This is a genomic window from Sinomonas terricola (assembly GCF_034931225.1).
In the GTDB taxonomy this organism is placed as follows: domain Bacteria; phylum Actinomycetota; class Actinomycetes; order Actinomycetales; family Micrococcaceae; genus Sinomonas; species Sinomonas terricola.
On record NZ_JAYGGQ010000007.1, the window covers coordinates 152192 to 172884 of the forward strand.

General features: G+C 70.3%; 17 protein-coding genes and 2 tRNA genes. 1 reads left to right on the top strand and 18 read right to left on the bottom strand.

Annotation, left to right across the window (positions count from 1 at the left end; all coding sequences use genetic code 11):
* Positions 1–149: 149 nt before the first annotated feature.
* From SPF06_RS11055 to SPF06_RS11120, 14 genes are all read right to left on the bottom strand, one after another.
* Positions 150–222: transfer RNA gene (locus SPF06_RS11055), tRNA-Ala, on the bottom strand.
* A 1-nt stretch (position 223) separates the two neighbouring features.
* A tRNA-Ala gene (locus tag SPF06_RS11060) sits at positions 224–296 on the bottom strand.
* Between the two features lie 139 nt (positions 297–435).
* Positions 436–1104 (bottom strand): histidine phosphatase family protein, encoded by a 669-nt coding sequence (locus SPF06_RS11065; RefSeq protein ID WP_323279112.1) that lies wholly within the window; start codon positions 1102–1104, stop codon positions 436–438.
* An 8-nt stretch (positions 1105–1112) separates the two neighbouring features.
* A complete protein-coding gene (rsfS, locus tag SPF06_RS11070) occupies positions 1113–1502 on the bottom strand; it encodes a ribosome silencing factor (RefSeq protein WP_323279113.1) in 390 nt (129 codons plus the stop codon).
* A 34-nt stretch (positions 1503–1536) separates the two neighbouring features.
* Positions 1537–2793, bottom strand: coding sequence for a hypothetical protein (locus SPF06_RS11075; protein WP_323279114.1), 1257 nt, complete (start codon positions 2791–2793; stop codon positions 1537–1539).
* Between the two features lie 8 nt (positions 2794–2801).
* A complete protein-coding gene (nadD, locus tag SPF06_RS11080) occupies positions 2802–3509 on the bottom strand; it encodes a nicotinate-nucleotide adenylyltransferase (protein WP_323279115.1) in 708 nt (235 codons plus the stop codon).
* Positions 3510–3512: 3 nt separating this feature from the next.
* Positions 3513–3764, bottom strand: coding sequence for a hypothetical protein (locus tag SPF06_RS11085; RefSeq protein ID WP_323279116.1), 252 nt, complete (start codon positions 3762–3764; stop codon positions 3513–3515).
* 103 nt (positions 3765–3867) lie between these two features.
* Positions 3868–5202 carry a glutamate-5-semialdehyde dehydrogenase gene (locus tag SPF06_RS11090; protein WP_323279117.1) on the bottom strand — a complete coding sequence of 445 codons (1335 nt, stop codon included), beginning with the start codon at positions 5200–5202 and terminating at the stop codon, positions 3868–3870.
* A gap of 17 nt (positions 5203–5219) precedes the next feature.
* The gene (gene proB, locus SPF06_RS11095) at positions 5220–6371 is read right to left on the bottom strand and encodes a glutamate 5-kinase (RefSeq protein WP_323279118.1); all 1152 of its coding nucleotides are present in this window, start codon (positions 6369–6371) and stop codon (positions 5220–5222) included.
* Entirely contained in the window at positions 6352–7959 is a 1608-nt protein-coding gene (gene obgE / locus SPF06_RS11100) for a GTPase ObgE (protein WP_323279119.1), read from the bottom strand. The genes proB and obgE overlap by 20 nt, the downstream gene beginning before the upstream one ends.
* A gap of 193 nt (positions 7960–8152) precedes the next feature.
* Positions 8153–8407 (bottom strand): 50S ribosomal protein L27, encoded by a 255-nt coding sequence (rpmA, locus tag SPF06_RS11105; protein ID WP_323279120.1) that lies wholly within the window; start codon positions 8405–8407, stop codon positions 8153–8155.
* Positions 8408–8460: 53 nt separating this feature from the next.
* Entirely contained in the window at positions 8461–8772 is a 312-nt protein-coding gene (gene rplU / locus SPF06_RS11110) for a 50S ribosomal protein L21 (RefSeq protein WP_323279157.1), read from the bottom strand.
* Positions 8773–9063: 291 nt separating this feature from the next.
* On the bottom strand, positions 9064–10575 hold the full coding sequence (thiD, locus tag SPF06_RS11115; RefSeq protein ID WP_323279121.1) for a bifunctional hydroxymethylpyrimidine kinase/phosphomethylpyrimidine kinase: 1512 nt from the start codon (positions 10573–10575) through the stop codon (positions 9064–9066).
* Between the two features lie 2 nt (positions 10576–10577).
* Positions 10578–13775: an Rne/Rng family ribonuclease gene (locus SPF06_RS11120; protein ID WP_323279122.1), complete on the bottom strand. Its 3198-nt coding sequence runs from the start codon at positions 13773–13775 to the stop codon at positions 10578–10580.
* A gap of 401 nt (positions 13776–14176) precedes the next feature.
* On the opposite strand from SPF06_RS11120, the gene SPF06_RS11125 reads away from it, so the two are divergent.
* The gene (locus SPF06_RS11125; protein WP_323279123.1) at positions 14177–14821 is read left to right on the top strand and encodes a vitamin K epoxide reductase family protein; all 645 of its coding nucleotides are present in this window, start codon (positions 14177–14179) and stop codon (positions 14819–14821) included.
* Positions 14822–14930: 109 nt separating this feature from the next.
* Here SPF06_RS11125 and ndk read toward each other — a convergent pair whose 3' ends face one another.
* The 4 genes from ndk to ileS are packed head-to-tail and all read right to left on the bottom strand — an operon-like array spanning position 14931 to position 20586.
* Positions 14931–15350: a nucleoside-diphosphate kinase gene (gene ndk / locus SPF06_RS11130; protein WP_323279124.1), complete on the bottom strand. Its 420-nt coding sequence runs from the start codon at positions 15348–15350 to the stop codon at positions 14931–14933.
* A 39-nt stretch (positions 15351–15389) separates the two neighbouring features.
* Positions 15390–15860, bottom strand: coding sequence for a DUF4233 domain-containing protein (locus SPF06_RS11135; protein ID WP_323279125.1), 471 nt, complete (start codon positions 15858–15860; stop codon positions 15390–15392).
* Positions 15860–17233, bottom strand: a complete 1374-nt coding sequence (locus SPF06_RS11140; RefSeq protein WP_323279126.1) for a bifunctional folylpolyglutamate synthase/dihydrofolate synthase — start codon at positions 17231–17233, stop codon at positions 15860–15862. The genes SPF06_RS11135 and SPF06_RS11140 overlap by 1 nt, the downstream gene beginning before the upstream one ends.
* Positions 17230–20586 carry an isoleucine--tRNA ligase gene (gene ileS, locus SPF06_RS11145; protein ID WP_323279127.1) on the bottom strand — a complete coding sequence of 1119 codons (3357 nt, stop codon included), beginning with the start codon at positions 20584–20586 and terminating at the stop codon, positions 17230–17232. The genes SPF06_RS11140 and ileS overlap by 4 nt, the downstream gene beginning before the upstream one ends.
* Between the last annotated feature and the right edge of the window lie 107 nt (positions 20587–20693).

The following is a 20693-nucleotide window of genomic DNA, read 5'->3' on the forward strand; positions in this document are numbered from 1 at the left end:
TGGGCTAAGTCGAAGAACAAGGCCATCTCCCTCGCGGTCGTCGAGGGCGGGACGTCCAAAGCAAAAGGCTGTCTCTAGAGCAGGAAGTTTCCCCGTGTCAAGCAGCGATGGGACCGTCTCATCGACCGTCCCATCGCCTGTCTCTTCGGTGGAGGTAAGGGGATTCGAACCCCTGACCTTCTGCATGCCATGCAGACGCGCTACCAACTGCGCCATACCCCCGTGGAGCTGAGGGGACTCGAACCCCTGACCCCCTGCATGCCATGCAGGTGCGCTACCAGCTGCGCCACAGCCCCAGAATCGCTCGCGAGAGCGGAGCAAAGAACCTCCACCCGCCGAAGCAACTCGTCCATCTTAGACCGCGCGGCCTACGCCGCACAAATCGACCAGCCCCCCTGAGCGCCCTCAGAACCAGCCCAGGAAGAGCGCCCAGAATCAGCCCTCGACCACCGCAACCGGCACGAGCAGGGTGCCCGCATTGTGCTCCCCAAGCCGCCACCGAACGCGCCCATCCGAACCGGCAACAGGCCGAGACGACCGCTCCTCGAGAACGGACCAGTTGCAGTTCGACAGCCCGGACAAAGCGCCCCACAGCTCGTATGGAAGCCCCAATAGCTCGGCGAGGGCAACGCGGATGGCGCCACCGTGGCTCACGACAACGAGCGTGCCAGTCTCCCCCATCGCCGCGAGAGCCTGCGAAATAGCAGAACGCGTCCGCGACGCGACGTCGAGCCGGGTCTCGGCGCCGCCCGCGGGCACCTCGACGTCGCCGTCCTCCCAGCGCGAGAGCTCCTCGCCGTCGGTGCCGCGGATCTCGTCGAACGTCAGGCCCTGCCAGCGCCCCGCATTGGTCTCGCGCAGCCCCGGATCGAGGGCCACGGGCAGCCCCGTCTCGGAGGCGAGGGCCTCTGCCGTCGAACGCGTCCGCTCGAGGTCGGACGAGACGATAGCGGTCGGCCCCATCGCGGCGAGCAGGCGCGCCGCATGCTTCGCCTGCCGCACGCCGTCCTCATTGAGGGGGATGTCGGTCTGGCCTTGGAAGCGGCCCGCCGCGTTCCAGTCGGTGCGCCCGTGCCGCCAGAAGACGATCCGTCGGTGCCCCACCCCGCGGCTCAGCCGACCGCCGACGCCGCGGCGCCGGGCTCGTCGAGCCCGAGGTCCACCACGGGGCAGTCCTTCCAGAGCCGCTCGAGGGCGTAGAAGGCACGGTCCTCGTCGTGCATGACGTGGATGACCATGTCACCGTAGTCGAGCAGGACCCACCGGCCCTCGGAGCGCCCCTCACGGCGCACGGGGCGGCGATCGAGCTTGATGAGCTCATCCTCGATGTTGTCGACGATCGAGTTGACCTGGCGTTCAGTCGGCGCCGACGCGATGACGAAGAGGTCGGTGATCGCGAGCCGCTCGCTCACGTCCACGGCCACGATATTCTCCGCCAGCTTGTCCGCGGCGGCCTTGGCGGCCACCTTGGCGGACTCGACGACGGTTTCTGCTGCGCTCACACATGCTCCTAGATGACTTGTTGTGCGCCGCGGGCTATCTGCCGAGCAGCACGATGAGGACGGCCACGATGAGGGCCACGATGCCGAGGGCGCCGATCGAAAGGAAGAGAACGCGCTCCCGATCCGCGCGGGAGGTCTGCGGCCCGAGCGGATCGAGGCCGTGGGCCGACGCCGCCGCAACCGGGGCGGCCTCCGACGCGGCTGCGCGACCTCGGCCGCGCTGCGCGGGCGTCCGGTCGGTCACGACAGGAACGTGCGTCGTGGTCGGCGGCTTCATGACCGGGTGCGGGAGCCCGGGAACCTTCATGAACTCGAGCGGGGTCACCATCGCGAGGTTGTTCGCCGACGTCGGCGCGGGACCCGCCTTGCGGGTCGCCTCGGCGTCGCGCTTCGTCTCCTCGGCGAGCCGCTGGCGCGCCTGCGCCCGCCGGCTGAGGATCGCCTCGCGCTCCGCGACGGCGACCTGCTGCTTGAGCGCCTCGGGGTCGACGGCGTCGCCCTCGCCGCGCTCACCCGTGGCCGGCTGATGCTTCCCCTGCCCCTTGAGAGCCTCCCGCGCAGCGGCGATCTGCTCGTGGCTCAGGCGGCTGAACGAGCCCGTCTCGGGCCCCAGCACGGGCGACCCGTCCGGAGCCTGGCGCACCGGTGCCCGCCGAATCGGAACGGGCCTCCCGAGCGCCTGCGCGCCATTGCTGGGAGCGGACGACGGCGTGGCCTCGGCGAGGCGCGGCGACGGCGCTTCCTGAAGGGGCGCCGGCGGGACGACGGGAAGCGCCTGAGCCGGAATGTCGCCGGACGCCGGGGGGCGCTGCGGCACGGGAGGCACCCCGCCCTGGGGGGCCGAGCTCTGCTCCGGCGCCTCCCCTTCGGTTTCAGACTCGGGCGTCTGCTGGCGCAGGGACCGCCGGCTCGGGAACTGAGCTGCCTGCTCCTTCTCCGCGAGCTCCCGCATCACGCGATGCGCCTCGCGGTCGCGTGCCCTAACCTGCGAGCTGCGCTCGGCACGTACTGCATCAGGCGGGACGTCGAGGGCGCGGCGCGCGCGGATGCGGCCCGTCTCGGTGTTCTCCGCAGCCTGGACTCCGGGCGCTGCCGCCTCGCCATCACGCACACCGAGACCCTCGCCGGAGACGCCCTGACCGGCCTCGCCCTGCGCGGCGGCCTCTGCTCGCGCCTCGTCCTCGGCCCGCGCTTGGGCAGGGGTCAGCCGGGCGGGGCGCTCCTCGCCGCGGGTCGCCTGCGCGAGGCGCCGCTCGCGGCGGCTCGTCATGGGCTTCTCTTCTTTGTTCATGGATCTGTTCACCCGGCCACTGAGGTGCTGCCGGTGTCGCCGAGCCCCCGGTGCAGCCCCTCGGCGGGGGCCAGATGGACGACGTCGGCCGCGCCGAGCGCGTCCTCGCCGTCTCGGTACAGCCCGTACTTCGCGATGTACTGCACCACGCCGTCCGGCACGAGATACCACACCGGCTCGTGCGCCGCGACGCGCGCGCGGCAGTCCGTGGACGAGATCGCCATCGCTGGAACCTCGAGCAGACTCACCTCGGCGCGGCTGAGATCGGGAAGCTCATGGCCCGGCCGGGTCACGCCGACGAAATGGGCGAGCGCCCACAGCTCGTCCACGTCCTTCCACGAGACGATCTGCGCCATGGCGTCGGCGCCCGTGATGAAGTACAGGTCGGCCTCGGGCCGCTCGGCCCTGAGGTCGCGGAGGGTGTCGATCGTGTAGGTCGGGCCGGGCCGCTCGATGTCGACCCGGCTCACCGTGAACCGCGGGTTCGACGCCGTCGCGATGACGGTCATGAGGTAGCGGTGCTCCGCGAGGCTCACGCGTCGGCTGGACTTCTGCCACGGCTCGCCGGTCGGGACGAAGACGACCTCGTCGAGCCCGAACTTCGAGGCGACTTCGCTCGCCGCGACGAGGTGCCCGTGGTGGATCGGGTCGAACGTCCCACCCATCACACCGAGGCGGACGCGCCGCCCTCCGGGCACCTGCACTGGTTCGGCCAAGGGTCAGTGGCTCGAAGCGCCCTGATGGCGGTCGTGCTTGTTCGGGTGCTGTCGGTGCGGGTCCGCGTGCTCCTCCGTCGCGGAGTGACGGCGGCCCAGATTCGTGTACGAGAGCGTGACGAACATGAGGATGACGAAGATCGCGAAGAGCACGCCGCCGACGACGAACGGCGGCGCGATCGTGGGCGCCGGCGCCTCGTGTTCCGCGGCCTCGGCGCTGACCGTGAGCGCGGTCGACATGAGTACTGCCAGCATGGTTACCCCTTAAAAACCTCTCGGATCCTTGCGATCACTGGGCGAACTTTTCTTCCGCTCATCCTACCCCGGCCCAAAGGCCGGTCGAGGCTCGCCGCGCGATCTAGCCGCGCACCTGGCCCTCGCCCTGGACGATCCACTTCGTCGTCGTGAGCTCGGTCAGCCCCATGGGCCCGCGGGCGTGCAGCTTCTGCGTCGAGATGCCCACCTCTGCCCCGAGCCCGAGCTCGCCACCGTCCGTGAAGCGGGTCGACGCGTTGACGATCACAGCCGCCGAATCGATCTCGGCGATGAAGCGCTCCGCGTTGCGGAGGTCGTTCGTGATGATCGCCTCGGTGTGCCCCGTGCTCCACCGGCGGATGTGCTCGAGCGCCTCGTCGAGGGAATCGACGGTAGCCACGGCGAGATCGAGGTCCATGTACTCGGTGGCCCAGTCGTAGTCGGTGGCCGCGACCCCGCCAACGCCCTCGGGAAGAGCCGCCATCGACCGTCCGTCGACGTGGAGCCGCACGCCGCGCTCGGCCAGGGCGCGGGCGACGGCGGGGAGCACCGTGCTCTTCGAGTGGACGAGGAGCGTCTCGACCGTGTTGCACACGCTCGGCCGCTGCGTCTTGGCATTGAGCAAGATCTCGACCGCCATGTCCTCGTCTGCCGACTCGTCGACGAAGATATGGACGTTGCCCTCGCCGGTCTCGATGACGGGCACGGTCGAGTTGAGCACGACGTTCTGGATGAGCTCGCGCCCGCCGCGCGGAATAAGCACGTCGACTCGGCCCCGGGCCTTCATGAGCACTTCCGCGCCCGCACGGCCATACTCGTCGATGGTCTGGACGGCGTCCGCGGGCAGCCCGACGTCCACGAGCGTGTCGCGGAGGATCGCGACAAGCTCGCGGTTCGTGTGCGCGGCGGCGCTGCCGCCACGGAGGATCACCGCGTTGCCGCTCTTGAGCGCAAGGCCCGCGATGTCGACGGTCACGTTGGGGCGCGCCTCGTAGATGGCCGCGACGACGCCCATCGGCACGTTGACCTGGCGCATGCGCAGGCCGTTGGGCAGCGTCTGGCCGCGGACGACGGTCCCGACGGGATCGGGGAGCCCCGCGAGATTCTCGAGCGCGGCCACGAGGCCGTCGATGCGAGCGGGCGTGAGGGCGAGGCGGTCGAGGAGGGCCTTCGAGGTCCCGTTCTGCCGCCCCGACTCGAGGTCCTTCTCGTTCGCGGCGAGAATGCGGGCCTCGTGCTCCTTGAGCGCGGCGCCGATGGCGAGCAGGGCGCGGTCCTTCCACGCCCGGTTGGCGCGGGCGACGGCGCGGGAGGCCGCGCGGGCCCGGTCGCCGACCGCGAGCACGGCGGCCTCGACGTCGGCCGGCTGAGCGGCCGGGAGTTCGGCCTCCTGCGCGGCGGCGTGGGCAGTCTCGTGGTGGGCGACGGTGTCAGTCATGCAGTCAAGTCTACGAGCTAGAGCAGCACCAGGTCGTCAGTGTGAACGACCACACGCTCATACTCCGGTCCGAGCTCGCGCCCGAGGTCCATCGTCGAACGTCCGAGCATTGCGGGAAGCTCGTCCGCCGAGAAGTTGACGATCCCGCGAGCCACGACGTGCCCCGCCTGATCCGCGATCTCAACCGGGTCGCCGGCCTCGAAATCGCCGTTCACAGCAGTGATCCCCGCCGGGAGCAGCGAACGGTGACGCTGGGCGACCGCCCGCACGGCGCCGTCGTCGACCGTCAGGGTCCCCCTCGTCGCGGCGAGGTGTGCAAGCCACAGGAGCCGCACGGGCTTCCGGCGCCCGCTCACGCTGAACCACGTGCCCACGTCCTCACCCGCGAGCGCGCGCGCGGCGGCGGCGGTCGACGTCACGAGTGCGGGGATCCCCGAGCTCGCGGCGATCGTCGCGGCCTCGATCTTCGTGGCCATGCCGCCCGTTCCGACGCCGGCCACGCCAGCCGTCCCGATGCGGACACCGTCGAGATCCTGCGAGCCGCCGATGTGCGGAATGCGCTCGCCGCCCTCGGACGGCGGGCCCGTGTACACGGAATCGACGTCGGAGAGGAGCACGAGCGCGTCGGCATGCACGAGGTGCGCCACGAGGGCGGCGAGCCGATCGTTGTCCCCGAAGCGGATCTCGTGGGTTGCGACGGTGTCGTTCTCGTTCACGACCGGGACGACGCCGAGGTTGAGGAGCTTCTCGAGCGCGCGATGGGCGTTCTTGTACTGCGTGCGGCGCACGAGGTCGTCCGCCGTGAGGAGCACCTGGCTCACGGTGACGCCGTGGGCGCCGAAGGCCTGCGTATACCGCGCCATGAGGAGCCCCTGGCCCACGCTTGCCGCCGCCTGCTGGGTCGCGAGGTCCCGCGGACGCTTCGCGAGCCCGAGGGGCGCGAGTCCCGCCGCGATCGCGCCCGAGGAGACGAGGACGATCTCGGTCCCGGCGTTGGCACGTTCGGCGAGCGTGTCGACGAGCGCCGCGAGCGACTGCTCGGAGATGCCGCCGCGGATGGTCGTGAGCGAGGACGAGCCGACCTTGACGACGATTCGTTGCGCCTCCGGGAGCCACTCGCGCCCGCGCTCCCCCAGCTCGAGCGCCACGTCAGCCTTCAGCGTCGTCATCGCCGTACTCGTCCCCGCTTGCCCTCTCCTCGGAATCGAGATCCGGCGCCCATTCCTTGCGGCGGCTGGACTCGGTCCAGATGCCCGCCCGGCGTTCGGCCTCGAGCTCGTCGCGCGCCGCGGCGCGCGCCGCCTTCCGGTCCTCGTACTCGTCGCGCTTCTGCGCGCGCGTGGGGCGGCTCCAATCCGCGAACCGGATGTCGGTTCCGCGCGGCCCGGCGAGAAGCTCGGCGCCGGCCATCATGGTCGGCTCCCAGTCGAAGACGACGGCGTCGTCCTCGCCGATCACCACCGTGTCCCCAGCCTTGGCCCCGACCTTGAAGAGCTCGTCCTCCACCCCTAGGCGGTTGAGCCGATCGCTCAGGTAGCCGACGGCCTCCTCGTTGGTGAAGTCGGTCTGCTTGACCCAGCGCTCAGGCTTCTCGCCCAGGACGCGGAAGAGCGGCTCGAGGTTGCGCTCCTCGCGGCGGATCGTGAACTCGGTCTTGTTGACGGCACGAGGGCGGAGGACGGCGGGAGCGACCTTGGGCGGGGCGGCAATGAGTCCCTCGCGGGCCTTCTGCACGATCTCCGCCATCGCGAAGCCAAGGCTGCGGAGGCCCTCATGGCTCGTGGCCGAGACCTCGAACACGCGGTAACCACGGTCCTCGAGCTCGGACCGGACCATCTCGGCCATGGCCTTGCCGTCCGGGAGGTCGACCTTGTTGAGCGCGACGAGGCGCGGGCGCTCGTTGAGCGGCACGATCTCGCCGTCGGGGCCCGCGAAGCTCATGTCGACGCTGTACTTCGCGAGCTCGCCCTCGATGATGTCGAGGTCGTCCACAGGGTTGCGGTCGGACTCGAGCGTCCCGCAGTCAAGGACGTGCACGATCGCGGCGCAGCGCTCGATGTGCCGGAGGAAGTCGTGCCCGAGGCCGCGGCCCTCGCTGGCGCCTTCGATGAGGCCGGGCACGTCCGCGATCGTGAATCGCACGTCTCCGGCCTGGACGACGCCGAGGTTGGGGACGAGGGTCGTGAACGGGTAGTCGGCGATCTTCGGCCGGGCGGCGGACATGGCCGCGATGAGACTCGACTTCCCCGCCGACGGGAAGCCGACAAGGGCGACGTCGGCAATGGACTTGAGCTCGAGGACGATGTCCCGCTCGTCGCCCTCGATGCCGAGGAGCGCGAAGCCGGGCGCCTTGCGCTTGGCCGTCGCGAGCGCCGCGTTGCCGAGGCCGCCCTGGCCCCCGGCTGCGGCGACGAACTCGGCGCCTTCGCCTACGAGGTCCGCGAGCAGAGCGCCGTCGCGGCCCTTCACGACGGTGCCGTCCGGGACCGGAAGCACGAGCGTCTCCCCCTTGTGGCCCGCACGCCAGTCGCCCATTCCCGGCCCGCCGTTCTCCGCGTGCCGATGCGGCGAATGGTGGTAGTCGAGGAGCGTCGTCGTCTGGGAGGAGACCCGGAGGATGACGTCGCCCCCGTTGCCGCCGTTGCCGCCGTCGGGCCCGCCGAGAGGCTTGAACTTCTCCCGCTTCACCGACACGCAGCCGTGGCCTCCGTGGCCTCCGGACACATGCAGCACCACGCGGTCGACAAAGCTCGCCACGCCATTCTCCTTACGCCGGGGTCATCCCCGATTGTAGTTCGCGGTCCCGGCGGCGCCGGGCTGTGGGCCCGCACGGCGGGACCCCTGGGGACGGGCCGCCGCAGGCGTGCCCTGTTCGGGAAAAAAAGTGGAGCGGGCCACTGGCCCGCTCCACCGAAAAAGCAATTGGTCCGGACTCGCCGGGCCGCTCAGACTACTGGGCGGCGACGATGTCCACGACGCGGCGACCGCGACGTGTGCCGAACTGCACGGCACCGGCCTCAAGGGCGAACAGCGTATCGTCCTTGCCGCGGCCAACGCCGTTGCCCGGGTGGAAATGCGTGCCGCGCTGGCGGACGAGGATCTCGCCGGCGGAGACGACCTGGCCGCCGAAGCGCTTGACGCCGAGGCGCTGCGCGTTCGAGTCGCGGCCGTTGCGGGTGGAGCTTGCGCCCTTCTTATGTGCCATGAGCTGTGCCTACCTTGGAATCTGTTGGGTTGCTGAAGTGCGGTAAACCGAGATCAGGCGGAGATGGCCGTGATCTTGACCTTGGTCAGGTCCTGGCGGTGGCCCTGGCGCTTCTTGTAGCCCGTCTTGTTCTTGTACTTCTGGATGATGATCTTCGGGCCACGGAGGTCCTCGAGGACCTCGGCGGTCACCTTGACCTTGGCCAGCTCGGCGGAGTTGGACGTGACCTTGTCGCCGTCAACCAGCAGGAGGGCAGGCAGCTCGATGGTGCTGCCGGCTTCACCGGCGACGCGGTTGAGCGTCACGAAATCTCCGACAGAAACCTTTTCCTGGCGGCCGCCGGCGCGGACAATCGCGTACACCACTGGGGAACTCACTTCTCTCGACGTTATTACTGAAAGCTCTTGCGCGTGGCGCTCCGCACTGCTGCTCGTGCAGCTGCCGGAAACGCTCGACTGTGCCTCTTGCCGTGAGCCCGCGAGGGGGTTCCCTGGGAGCAAAACCCAGTGGTAGGCGTAAGCACCGAGGATCTAGACTACGCCAATCCTCCACCCGGCCGCAAATGAGCGGCCCGCCGCGGGAAAGATCCCCGTGAAAGACCCTCCGTGCCGGGAAGCACGCTGGACCAGTCTAGCCCACGCGGAGCAGGCCCACGGTCACGCGTACTTCGACGGCGCGTCGAAGAAGTCCCGCTCGTAGACGGTCGACTGCCGGAACGCCTCCGCCATCGCCGTCCGCTCCGCGGCGGACGCCGAGCGCCCGGCACGGTCGGTGTAGCTGATCGCGCGCCGCGTCGACTCGGCGAAGGCCTCGTCCGCGTAGGTCTCGATCCACGCCCCGTACGGATGTGCGCCGGCGTCAGCGTTGGCCGCACTGCGCGCGACGTGGCGGCGATGCAGCTCCTCCCCCACGGCCGCGTAGATCCAGTAGCACGGGAGCACCGCGGCCGCGAGCACCGCGTAGCTGCCCATCGACGATGCCGCGAGCAGATGGTCGAGGTACGCCTTCGTCACGGGACCCAGGGCGAACCCCTCGCCCGGTGGGAGCGGATGGGCCGAGAGCCACGTGCGGTGGAGCTCGGCCTCGACGATGAGGCAGACCTGGGCCGAGTTGGCCCAGAAGGCCTGCTCCTCCTCGGTCGGCGCGAGTGCGCTCGCGCGGGCAAGGGCCCGCGAGAAGCCGTTGAGGTACTGGGCGTCCTGCGCAAGGTAGTACGCGAAGTGGCTCTCGGGCAGCAGCCCCGCGTCGAGCTGCGCGATGAAGGCCAGCGCGTCGATCTCCGCCCGGACCTTCGCCGTCGCCTCCCACAGGCCGGCGGTGAACTCTCCTTCGGCGAGCGGGACGGTTCCCTCGGCGTGGTGGAAGTGATGCACCGGCCCGTGCCCGGTTCCGACCTCAAGCTGGTCCGAGGCAGCGAGGGCGCCACGGAGCCACTCCTTGACGACGCGGAGCGACGCCTCCCAGTCCCCCGTGCGGGCCTGCATCGTTGCCATCGCGGAGGAGAGCGAGCAGCCAGTCCCGTGGGTATTGCGAGTCTCCACGCGCTCGCCCGGAATCTCGACGATCCGCAGCGCGCCGCCGTCGTCGTCCCTCAGCACGAGCGCGTCGGGGCACTCCGCACCCGCGAGGTGGCCCCCCTTGACCAGGACCGATGCCCCCGTCCGCTCGGCGAGCCGGACGCCCTGGGCAAGCGCGTCCTCCCAGGTCGCCGCGGTCGGCTCGTCGAGCAGCACGCCGAGCTCGGGAAGGTTGGGCGTCACGAGGTCCGCGTGGGCGAGGAGGCCCCGCAGCGCCTCGGCCGCGTCGTCGGCGAGGAGGCGGTCCCCGCTCGTCGCGACCATGACGGGGTCGAGGACGACGACGCCGGGCCGGGACTGGGCGAGCCACTCGCCGACCGTCGCGATCACCTCGCCGTCGGCGAGCATGCCGATCTTGACGGCATCGACCACGATGTCCGAGGACACGGCCTCGAGCTGACCCTTGAGGAACGACGCTGGGGGCGTGTGCACACCCGTCACGCCCTGGGTGTTCTGGGCCGTGAGGGCCGTGATGGCCGCCATCCCGTAGCCGCCCATCGCCGCGATGCTCTTGAGGTCGGCCTGGATGCCGGCCCCGCCCGAGGGGTCGGAGCCGGCAATGCTCAGGACTCGCGGAATGCGCCGCGCCATGCTCACAGCTCCGAGGCGGGGACGCCGACGCCCAGGATGAGCGGCTCGTCGCCCGCGGGCTTGGCCGGTGCTGCGGGGACGTCTTGGGTGGACGCCGTGCGCGTCCGGCCGCCCACCGCGCCCTCGGAATCGTCGACGCGCGTCACTTCGGCAGAGCCCTGGCCGCTCTTCGCGCCGCGGCTGCGACGGCGCTTCCCGGGGCGATCCTCGCCCGAGTGGCGCTCGCCTGTGAGCTCGTCGAACGCATGGCTCAGCGCGTCGAGGCTCAGCGCGGGCCCGGAACGGGGCGCCGCCGCGACGCGCTCGCCCATGGGAAGCTCGATGCGCTCGCCGCCGATCGTGAGCACGGCCGCGTTCTCATGGTGCGGCTCCGGGACGTGCGCCGCTTCGGGGACGACGGGAGCCTGCTCGACGTGGCCGACCTCGTGCTCTGCCGCGTGGGCCTTCTCGTCGTCGTGCAGGTGCGCCGCGTGCGCGGCGGCCGCGACCGCTGCAAAAGCCGCACGCGTCGCCTGGGCGCGGGCCTGCCTCTCAGGGTCCTCCGGCTCGGGCACGGGGTGCTCGTGCACCACGGGAGCGGCCGGCTCGGCCTGGCCCCGCCCCCGACGGCGGCGCCGCTCGCCGCGGCTGGCGGTCTGCTGTCCGTCGCCCCGCAGCGGCTGGTGCTCCGACGTCGAACCCTGCGGGCGGCCCTTCTCGACCGGCTCTTCGTGCGTGATGACGCCGCGCCCGCCGCACACTTCGCAGCTCTCGCTGAAGACCTCAAGGAGCCCCGTGCCCATGCGCTTGCGGGTCATCTGGACGAGGCCGAGGGACGTGACTTCGGCGACCTGGTGCTTCGTCCGATCCCGGCCGAGGCACTCGACGAGGCGGCGCAGCACGAGATCACGGTTGGACTCGAGCACCATGTCGATGAAGTCGATCACGATGATGCCGCCGATGTCCCGCAGGCGCAGCTGCCGGACGATCTCCTCCGCGGCCTCGAGGTTGTTCTTCGTGACGGTCTCTTCGAGGTTGCCGCCCGATCCCGTGAACTTGCCCGTGTTGACGTCGATCACGGTCATGGCCTCGGTCCGGTCGATCACGAGTGAACCGCCGGACGGGAGGAAGACCTTGCGGTCGAGCGCCTTGTGGATCTGCTCGTCCACACGCCACTCGGCGAACACGTCGGCCTCGCCCTGGTACTTCTCGAGCCGCCCGAGGAGATCCGGGGCCACGTAGGTCACGTAAGCCTCGATCGTGTCCCACGCGTCGTCGCCGCTCACGATGAGCTTCGAGAAGTCCTCGTTGAAGACGTCGCGGACCACCTTGATCGTGAGGTCCGGCTCGGCGTAGAGGAGCTCGGGAGCGAGGACCTTCGTGGACGTAGCCTGGTTCTGGATCGCCTCCCACTGCGCGCGCAGGCGGTTGATGTCGTGCGTGAGCTCTTCCTCGCTCGCGCCCTCGGCCGCGGTGCGGACGATCACGCCCGCGTCCGCCGGGAGGCGGTCCTTGAGGATGCGCTTGAGGCGGTTCCGCTCGACGTCGGGAAGCTTGCGGGAGATGCCCGTCATGGACCCGCCCGGGACATACACGAGGTAGCGGCCCGGGAGCGAGATCTGGCTCGTGAGCCGCGCGCCCTTGTGGCCCACGGGATCCTTCGTGACCTGGACGAGCACCGAGTCGCCGGACTTGAGCGCGTTCTCGATCCGGCGCGGGGCGCCGTCGAGTCCGGCCGCGTCCCAGTTGACCTCGCCCGCGTAGAGCACGGCATTGCGCCCGCGGCCGATGTCCACGAACGCCGCCTCCATCGACGGCAGGACGTTCTGCACCTTCCCGAGATACACGTTGCCGATGAGCGAATCCTGCTGCGTCTTCGACACGAAGTGCTCGGCGAGCACGCCATCCTCGAGGACCGCGATCTGGATGCGGTCCTCCCTCTGGCGCACGACCATCTGCCGGTCCACCGACTCGCGGCGGGCCAGGAACTCGGCCTCCGTGATGACGTGACGCCGGCGGCCCGACTCGCGGGACTCGCGGCGCCGCTGCTTCTTGGCCTCGAGGCGCGTGGACCCCTTGACGCTCTGCACCCGGTTGCTCGCGCCCTCGGACGGGGTGCGCGGAGCACGGACCCGCGTGACGGTTCCCGGCGGGTCGTCGTCGAAGCCTCCCTCGAGTTCGAGATCGACCTCGCCGCGGCGACGCCGACGGCGGCGGCGCGACGTGACCTCTTCGGGCTCCTCCTCGGCGGCTTCGCCCTCCTCCGAAGTATCCTCAACGCCGTCCTCGGCCCGCACGCGGCCGCGGCGCCCGCGGCTGCGGCGACGACGCCGCGCTCCGGCGGCCTCGTCGTCGTCCTCGTCCTCGGCCTCCTCAGGTGCCTCGACAGGGGCCGGGCGCGCAATGACGCTCAGGTCCGGGGCCTGGAAGATCATCGACGTCGGCGAGAGGGGCTCGCTGAAGAGCGCCGCGAACGGGCTCATCGCGACCTCGGCCGCGGCCTCGTTTCCGGGCTCTCCCGGGGTGGCCGTGACTTCCGCGGCAGTCGACGGCGCGGCCTCCGCCGGCTTTTCGACGGCGGGGGCGGCCCCTTCAGCGGTCGACGGCGCGGCCTCCGCAGCGGGCACCTCCACCGTGTTCTCGGCGGAGGCTTCGGGGGCGACGCGCGGGGCGGCCGCACGACGACGCGCGCGGACCGAGCTCTTGGCGCGCGAGGCTGGCGCCGCGGCGGCCGCCTCGTCTTCCTCGATCGGGAGGGTCGGTGCAGCCGCCGCCGACTTCGAATCGGCCTGGGCTGCCGCGGCGCGGGCGGACGTCCGCCGCCCACGCGTCGCCCTCTTGACTGCGGGCTCCTCGACGGGAGCCTCGGAGCCCGCGGCAGCCGCCGTCGTGCTCGCCGCGTAAGCGACCGGCGCCTCGTCGGGCGCTGCACCCGAGGGCGCCGCTTCCTCGGCCGCCGGCTGGACGGCCGTCTCGGCCGCCGGCTCACCGGATTCCGCCTTCTTGCGGCTCCGGCTGGCCCGCTTCTTCTTCGGTGCCTCGTCCTGCGGCACCTCCGCCGGGGCTTCGCCGTCTGCGGCGTCGGCCGTCACGGCCTCAACCGCCACGACGTCTGCGGCATCCGCCTTGGCCTTGGCGCGCCGGGGCGCCCTGCGGGCTTTGGGCGCTGCCTCGTCGTCTCGACGTTCAGGGCTTTCCTGGGCCTGCTGATCAATGTCCATTTTTGAGTACTCCACAAGCCGCCCTCAGCGCCGCCACATCCGGCACCGGGACGGCACCACGTGCCGGCACCCGCAGGCGCCGACGAAGTCGACCCTGTTCCCGAACGGCTGCGGCTCCGCCGACCGTTCGAGCCGATGCTGCGTAGACCCGCGGCCTGTCCGGCCGTCAAGGTGCCGCGGCACAGCGGGCGGCTTCGAGCGGATCGCTCCTCGCGCCCGGCGTTGAGCCGGCGGTCTTCATCGCACTGCATCGGACCAGCCGCCGCATGTGGATCGGCGCCCGGCCATCTGCATTGTCTCACACGGAGCCCAGCCAGCTCGGACTCACACGACGTCCGGCCAGCTCGTGTTCAGGCGGGCCGCCTAGAATCGGGGCAGGATCGAGGAAGGACTCCGAGAACATGACGAAGGCCACCGCCTCCGCACAGATTGACCCCGGCGCGCCGGCAGAAGCGGGCCCGACCATGACGCGCACGTCTCCGTACGCGTGGCTCCTGCTCATCACGAGCATCGGCGGCTGGCTCGCCTCGGGCGCGCTCGTCCTCGAGAAGCTCGCGAAGCTCGCAGACCCGCACCACACGACGATCTGCGACGTCAACCCGTGGATCTCCTGCGGCGAGGTCATGAGCACGTGGCAGAGCTCGGCGTTCGGCTTCCCGAACATGTTCATCGGGATCGTGGCCTTCGCGATCACGACGACAACCGCAATGGCGCTCCTCTCGGGCGCCCGGTTCGGCCGCTGGTACTGGGCTGGCCTTCAGATCGGCGTCACGCTGGGCTTCGCGTTCATCGTGTGGCTCTGGAGCCAGGCGCTCTACTCGATCGGCATTCTGTGCCCGCTCTGCATGATCGTGTGGGCGATGATGATCCCGATGTTCGTGTGGACGACCACCCGCAATGTCCACCACGGCGTCATCCCGGCGCCCGCGGCCCTCGCCCGGGCGCTCGGCGATTGGGGCTGGGTAATCGTCGCCGTCCTCTACATCGGCGTCATCGCCTCGATCTTCTTCCGCTTCCTTCCCCTGTTCGTGCCCTCGACCATGTGAGCCGCCGTGGGCACTCCCAGCGGCCCACGGCGAACGACGACGGCCCCGGCCTTCCTCAGGGAAGGCCGGGGCCGCTTGTACCCGCGACTGCGTCGCGGTCGAGGGCGCGTCAGTTGGCGAACCAAATGCCGATCTCGCGCTCCGCGGAGTCGACGGAGTCGGAACCGTGGACGAGGTTCTGCTGGACCTTGAGGCCCCAGTCCCGGCCGAAGTCGCCGCGGATTGTGCCGGGGGCCGCCGTCGTCGGATCGGTCGCGCCGGCCAGCGCGCGGAAGCCCTCGATGACGCGCTCGCCCTCGAAGACGGCCGCGACCACGGGGCCGCTCAGCATGAACTCGAGCAGCGGCTCGTAGAACGGCTTGCCTGCGTGCTCGGCGTAGTGGGCCTCAAGCTGCTCGCGCTTCGCGGTGAGCAGGTTGAGCTGGGCCAGCCGGTAGCCCTTGGCCTCGACGCGCGCGAGGATCGCGCCGGCGAGGCCACGGGAGACGCCGTCCGGCTTGACGAGGACGAGGGTGCGCTCTGCGCTCACAGTGGCTCCTAGGAGTCGGGGCTGAGGTTCGCGACCAGTCTACTGAGTCGCGGCCTCTCCCCCAGGTTCGTGACCGCCCTCGTCAGGGTGCGCTCGCTCCCATTCCGTCTGTGCGCGGTCGCGCTGCACGTTCTCGCGGTCGAGGCGGGCGCCCGTGCGGATCGCGTACCACCACGCGAGCGCCATGAGGACGCCGACCACGAACATCATCGGCTCGACGAACCCGAGCGCGATGAGGACGAGCTGGAGGACCCAGCCGAGCCCCATGCCCCACGGCCTGCGCACGACGGCGCATGCGAGGACGAGGACGACGACGAGCCCTAGCCCCAGGCCGAGCACAAGGCCCGAGCCGAGGTCGCGGCCCTTGAGCCCGAACACGGCGAGCGTCGCGAAGAACGCGACGAACGCCTCCGTGAGCAGGACGATCGACGCGAACTGGACGCGGACCGACCGCCGCTTGCGGGGCATGCCCGGCCGCCATTCGCGCTGGGCTCTCGTGAGGCGGGCCATCAGAGGGCACCAGTTCCCAAGAGGATGCGTGCTTCGCCCACCACGGTGATCGAGCCAGTGATGAGCACGCCGCCTCCGAAGTCGCCCACGTCGTCGGCGCGCTCGACCGCGTAGGCGATGGCGTCGTCGAGCTTTTCCTCGGTGTGGACGGCCTCTTCGGCGAACCCGAGGTCGAGCGCGAGCTCGGCGAGCTCGTCCGCGGGGATGGCCCGCGGCGACGCCGACTGGGTGAAACAGAATTCGACCTGAACGTCCGCGAAGGCCTCGTCGAGCGTCCGGAGGATCTCCTCGGCGTCCTTCTCCCGGAGGACGCCGAGGACGACGACGAGCCGCGTGAAGTCGAAGGCTTCCGTGAGTGCCTCTGCGGTCACGCGGATGCCGCCCGGGTTGTGCGCGGCGTCGACAATGATCGTCGGCGACGTGCGCACCACTTCGAGCCGGCCGGGTGACGTGACGCCCGCGAACGCCTCGCGGAGGATCTCGGCGTCGAGCTCGCGCTCGCCCCCGCCGAAGAACGCCTCGAGGGCCGCCACGGCGACGGCTGCGTTCTCCGCCTGATGCGCCCCGTGGAGGGGCACCGTGAGGTCCTCGTAGCGCCCCGCGAGGCCCTGGACGGTCACGAGCTGGCCTCCGACGGCGAGAGTGCGGCTCTCGACGCCGAACTCGACGCCCTCGAAGCGGAATTCGACGCCGACCTCGCGTGCCTTCTCGAGAAGCACCTGCGCCGCGTCCATGGGCTGGGCAGCGCTCACGAGGAACCCGCCCGGCTTGATGATCCCGGCCTTCTCCCGCGCGATGTCCGCCGTCGTCTCGCCGAGCAGGTCCGTGTGGTCGAGCGAGATGGGGGTCACAACCGAGACCACGCCGTCGCCAACATTGGTCGCGTCCGTGACCCCGCCGAGGCCCACCTCGATGACCGCGACGTCGACGGGCTCGTCCGCGAAGATCGCGAAGCCGAGGATCGTGACGCATTCGAAGTACGTGAGGCGCGGCTGGCCGGCGGCCACCAGCTCCGCGTCGACGATGCCGAGGTACGGCGCGATCTCGTTCCAGATCCGCACGAAGGTCGTGTCCGCGACCGGCTCGCCGTCGATGCTGATGCGTTCGGTCACGCGGCTCAGGTGCGGGCTCGTGTAGCGGCCCGTCCGGAGCCCGTAGGCGCGCAGTCCGGCCTCGATCATCCGGGCGGTCGACGTCTTGCCGTTCGTGCCCGTGATGTGCACGATCGGGAACGCCTTGTTCGGCTCGCCGAGCACGTCCATGGCCCGGAACAGCGGAGCCAGGCGCGGCTCCATCTTGTTCTCGGGGGCGCGGCCGAGCAGCTCGGCGTAAACCTCCTCGACTGTGGTGGGAGCACTGGTCTGATCGGTCACAGGAGTCCATCCTCGAATCGGCCTGCCGAGAGGGGAGCCACCACGGCGGTCGGCTCGACGTCGGCCTCGAGCAGTTCGAGCTCGAGGCTCAGCGTCTCGCCCTCGATGAGCTCGCGGTGCACGAGGGCCGCCGCGATGAGGGCCGGCCGCGCGGTCACGCTCGTCTTGATCCGGTCGCTCACGTTGAGGTCGGCCTCCTTGCGGGCCTGCTGGATCACCCGGACGAGGTCGCGGGCAAGGCCCTCGGCCTCGAGATCGGGGGTGACCTCGGTGTCCAGCACCACGAAGCCGCCGCCGGGCAGCATCGCGACGGCGCTCGAGCCGCCCGCCTTGGCCGAGTCCACGACCGTCTCGAGCGCATACTCGTGTGGTTCGAGGGCGATCCCCCCAGCGGTCACGAGCCCTTCGCCGTCCACGGACCAGTCTCCCGACTTCGACCCCTTGATGGCCTGCTGGACGTTCTTGCCGAGGCGGGGGCCTGCGGCGCGTGCGTTGACGACGAGCTTCTGCTCGATGCCGAACTCCTCGGGCGAGGCATGCTCGGTGTCGAGCAGGCGCACGGACTTGAGGTTGAGTTCGTCCGCTATGACGCCTTCCGAGCCCGCAAGCGCGGCGGCCGCGGGCACGACGACGGTCATCGCCTTGAGCGGGAGGCGCACGCGGAGCTTCGCGGCCTTGCGCAGCGACGAACCGGCCGAGCAGACGGCCTGGGTGCGGTCCATCTGCTCGACGAGCGCGGGCTCGTCCGGGAAGAGCGCGGCGTCCGGCCAGTCCGTGAGGTGCACGGAGCGGCCGCCCGTGAGGCCACGCCACATCTCCTCCGCGATGAGGGGCAGGAGCGGCGCGGCCGCGCGGCACACGGCCTCGAGGGCGGTGTACAGCGCGTCGAACGCGTCCGCGTCCTCGTCGAAGAAGCGCTGACGGCTCCGGCGCACGTACCAGTTCGTGAGCATGTCGAGGTACTCGCGCAGGAGGTCGCACGCGTTCGAGATGTCGTAGGCGTCGAGGTGCCCCCGCATGCCCTCCACGAGACGGCCCGTCTCCGCGAGCAAGTACCGGTCGAGCGGATCGGTGTACCCGTCGTAGCGCAGCGTCGCGTCGTAGCCGCCCTCCCCGGCGCCGTCGCCGGCGCCCTGCGCCGGGTTGTGCGCTGCATTCGCGTACAGCGTGAAGAAGCTGTACACGTTCCACAACGGGAGGATCACCTGGCGCACTCCATCGCGGATGCCCTGCTCGGTGACGATGAGGTTGCCGCCGCGCAGGATCGGGCTCGCCATGAGGAACCAGCGCATCGCGTCCGAACCGTCGCGGTCGAGCACCTCGGAGACGTCGGGGTAGTTCCGCAGGCTCTTGGACATCTTCTGCCCGTCCGAGCCGAGCACGATGCCGTGGCTGATGACGTTGCGGAACGCGGGCCGATCGAAGAGCGCCGTGGCGAGGATATGGAGCGTGTAGAACCAGCCGCGCGTCTGGCCGATGTACTCGACGATGAAGTCGCCCGGGTTGTGCGTCTCGAACCAGCCCTGGTTCTCCATGGGGTAGTGCACCTGGGCATAGGGCATCGACCCGGAGTCGAACCACACGTCCAGCACATCCGGGACGCGGCGCATCGTGGACTGGCCCGTCGGGTCATCGGGGTTGGGGCGCGTGAGCTCGTCGATGAACGGACGGTGGAGGTCTGGCTGGCCGTCGTGGTTGAGCGGGAGGCGGCCGAAGTCGCGCTCGAGCTCGGCGAGGGAGCCGTAGACGTCCATGCGCGGGTAGTCGGGGTTGTCCGAGACCCACACGGGGATGGGCGAACCCCAGTAGCGGTTGCGGCTGATCGACCAGTCACGCGCGTTCTCAAGCCACTTGCCGAACTGGCCGTGCTTGACGTTGCCCGGGATCCAGGTGATCTGCTCGTTGAGCTCGATCATCCGGTCCTTGATCTTCGTGACCTCGACGAACCAGCTCGAGACCGCGCGGTAGATGAGCGGATTGCGGCAGCGCCAGCAGTGCGGGTAGCTGTGCACATAGCTCGCCTGCTTGACGAGCCGGCCCTGCTCGCGCAGCACGCGCGTGATCGGCTTGTTGGCCTCGAAGACCTGGAGACCCACGATATCCGCGAGCTCGCCCGACGCGAACAGCGGGAGGAACTTCGCGCCGTCGTCCACGGAGAGGATCACGGGGATGCCCGCGGCCTCGCACACCTTCTGGTCGTCCTCGCCATAGGCGGGCGCCTGGTGCACGATGCCGGTGCCGTCCGTCGTCGTCACGTAGTCCGCGACGAGGATCTGCCAGGCCTTCTCGGTACCCCACTTCTCCGCGTCCGCGAAGTAGCGCCACAGGGGCTCGTACCTGATCCCGTCGAGCTCGGCGCCCAGGAACGTGCGCTCGACGGCGGCAGCCGCGGCCTGGGCCGCGGAAACCTCGCCGTCGTCGTACCCGAGGTCCTTCGCGTAGCTCGCGAGGAGGTCCTCGGCGAGGAGGAAGCGCGCGTCGTCCGGGATGTCAGAAGCCTTCACGCCGAGCGGGCCCACAGGCACGACGGCGTAGCGCACCTCGGGCCCGACGGCGAGGGCCTCGTTGGTCGGCAGCGTCCACGGCGTCGTCGTCCACGCGATCGCGAGGACGCCCGCGAGCGCCTTCGACGCCGCTGATTCTCCGGCCAACAGAGGAAACGTCACGGTGACGGTCTGGTCCTGCCGGTCCTTGTAGACGTCGTCGTCCATGCGCAGCTCGTGGTTGGAGAGCGGCGTCTCGTCCTTCCAGCAGTACGGCAGCACGCGGTAGCCGCTGTACGTGAGGCCTTTCTCGTGGAGGGTCTTGAAGGCCCAGATCACGGACTCCATGTACTCGACGTTGAGCGTCTTGTAGTCGTTCTCGAAGTCCACCCAGCGGGCCTGGCGCTTCACGTACGCCTCCCACTCGTGGGTGTACTTGAGCACCGAGGCGCGGCACGCGTCGTTGAACTTGTCGATGCCCATGCGATCGATATGGGCCTTGTCGCTCATGCCGAGCTGCTTCATGGCCTCAAGTTCGGCCGGGAGGCCGTGGGTGTCCCAGCCGAAGCGCCGCTCGACGCGCTTGCCGCGCTGGGTCTGGTAGCGCGCCACGAGGTCCTTCGCGTAGCCCGTGAGGAGGTGGCCGTAATGCGGGAGGCCGTTCGCGAAGGGCGGGCCGTCGTAGAACACGAACTCGCCCGAGCCGTCGTGGCCTGCGTCGCGCTGGTCGATGGAGGCCTGGAAGGTGCCGTCCTCGTCCCAGTACTTGAGGATGCGCTCCTCGAGTTCAGGGAAGCGCACGGAGCCGGTTGCCGGCGCGCCGGCCTGCTCTGGGTTCGGCGCCGTCGTCGCCTTGGGGTACACGCTCACGGAAGGTCCTTGGCTGTTGGGCTATCGGACGCGAGGACGGCGAACGCCCGGATCTGCCGGGCGGCACCGCGGTACCACCTCGCTTGCCCGTCCATCGTGCTGTGCGC